This window comes from Paenarthrobacter sp. NPDC058040 (genome assembly GCF_042885775.1).
Classification (GTDB): domain Bacteria; phylum Actinomycetota; class Actinomycetes; order Actinomycetales; family Micrococcaceae; genus Arthrobacter.
In genome coordinates this window covers 1-1,969 of sequence record NZ_JBHVRN010000042.1, presented here as the reverse complement: position 1 = coordinate 1,969, position 1,969 = coordinate 1, and the positions used below count along the sequence as shown (strand labels likewise).

2 protein-coding genes are annotated in these 1,969 nt (G+C 37.7%); both read left to right on the top strand.

The annotated features are described in order from the left end of the window. Positions 1-766 precede the first annotated feature (766 nt). Entirely contained in the window at positions 767-940 is a 174-nt protein-coding gene (locus ACFVSJ_RS24375) for a hypothetical protein (RefSeq protein WP_375839303.1), read from the top strand. Between the two features lie 90 nt (positions 941-1,030). Beyond that, positions 1,031-1,939, top strand: coding sequence for a hypothetical protein (locus ACFVSJ_RS24370; RefSeq protein ID WP_387439697.1), 909 nt, complete (start codon positions 1,031-1,033; stop codon positions 1,937-1,939). Positions 1,940-1,969: the final 30 nt, after the last annotated feature.

The window sequence follows — 1,969 nt, the reverse complement described above, 5'->3', positions numbered from 1 at the left end:
CGAGAAAACTTATCATGACGAAAATGACAATTTTGAAAACACAATTTCGTTTCTCCAGTATAACACAAAACGTGATTTTTGAAGCAAAACGGTTCCTCTTTATGGAGCCGTTTTTTTTATTTCCCGAAGGGTTATTTGTCAGAATGACAAACCGATTTCGAGCCGGCGAGAACCCATTGTCACACCACGATTTAGGGGGTGTGTATAAATGGGCACTCTCTGTGAAATTTGAAGCTTTGAAATTCCGAATGGCGCACTTATACACTCTGTCGAGTGAGTGCTAAAATGCTGAAGCATTTCCGTCAAGCGTGTGGAGGAATCTTGTAGAGAGATATAGCATAGATACCCGTATCTCTAGAGATATTTTGGTATATCCCTGCTATATCTATGGGGTATCTATGCTATATCTTTGGCTTCAAAAACGGCACCTGTTCTAAGAGCATAGAAACTCAACAGGCACAGCCTGTTTGACACCCTTTTTTTTAGGGTGGCACCGAGTTTCCTTATGCTCTTTTTCTCTGAAGCTAAACCTGTTTTATATGTCGTAGTCTTTTTATTGGGAGTGACCCCTTGCTGTACAATTTCCGGAGGTGCCGATAAGGGACGAATTTTCCCTTGTCGGTTGCCTTTGGGGATTGTAAGGGGTGGAGGCTCGGAATCAAAAGGAAACGAAATATCATTCCGAGTGTGCTTCTTTTTTCTGTTCTTGAATTCTATTATTTCCAATGTTAGAATTATGTTAACAACTTGTTAGGAGTGTGTTTGGATGGAAGAGAAAAAACAAATTGGACCTCGAATTACTGTTGAAACATTTAAAAAGCTAGAGTTATTAGCCGAACATTTTACAAAACACAATGAATTTGGAAGAGTTTCAAAAGATGCTGTAATTGAGTTTGCTATTAAGGAATTGTATAGGGACTATTTGGGAAAAGGACGCTAATTTTTGTTGAAAAACTGACTTCGGATTTGGGGTTCTTTATTATTAACTTGATTTTAATTAAACATTACAGGAAAAATTGAGGGGAAATGGATGGATAAACGCAATGGTGACGCGGTTTTCATAGCTCCAAATGATGTTGTAAAAGTGACCACTATGAATCACGTCATTGAAGTTCAGCATATGGAGAAGATGAACCGGAAAAATAATATCAAAAAATTGGACAAGGATAGGTTTGTAGACCTCTCTACTGGGGAGATCCGGGAGTTCGAGCATTCGGAAAATCGGCAGGAAAATTATAATTCTTTGAGACAAACCTTTAAGAAGCTGCGTTATTTGATAAATAACAATTTTATAGGACGGCCAAATGAATTACATATAACTTTGACATACAAGAAAAATATGACGGACACGAAAAAACTTTATAGTGATTTTCAAAATTTTATCGACAGGTTGCGTTATAAATACAAGAAAGAAAGTTCGATAGATTATTTATCGGTGGTAGAGCCACAAGGACGTGGAGCCTGGCATTGTCATGTTTTAATGCGCTTTAATGATTTGGATAAGATTTATATTAAAAATGCTGAATTAAGGAGTCTATGGGGTTTAGGATTTGTAACAATCAAGTCATTAAAGGATATAGACAACATAGGAGCCTATTTGAGCGCTTATTTGACTGATATAGACCTAGAAGATGTCCAAGACAGGGAAACAGCCTTAAAAGTGGCTTCAGAGGGCTGTGAGGTGCAAACAAAGATCGTAGAAGGTCGGGAAAAGAAATTTTTAAAAGGCGGACGGCTGCACATGTATCCTTCCGGAATGAATATGTATCGAAAATCAAAAGGGATTGTTAAGCCGGAACGGGAAGAAATGAAGTTCGGAGACATAAAAAAAGTAGTGGGTTCGGCAAAACCACACTACGAGAAAAGTTATCATGTCGAAAATGACAATTTTGAAAACACAATTTCGTTTCTCCAGTTTAACACAAAACGTGATTTTTGAAGCAAAACGGTTCCTCTTTATGGAGCCGTT

Bases quoted from the DNA above. Each gene is read 5' to 3' on its own strand.
- ACFVSJ_RS24375 (WP_375839303.1), top strand. From the start codon at position 767: ATGGAAGAGAAAAAACAAATTGGACCTCGAATTACTGTTGAAACATTT.
- ACFVSJ_RS24370 (WP_387439697.1), top strand. From the start codon at position 1,031: ATGGATAAACGCAATGGTGACGCGGTTTTCATAGCTCCAAATGATGTT.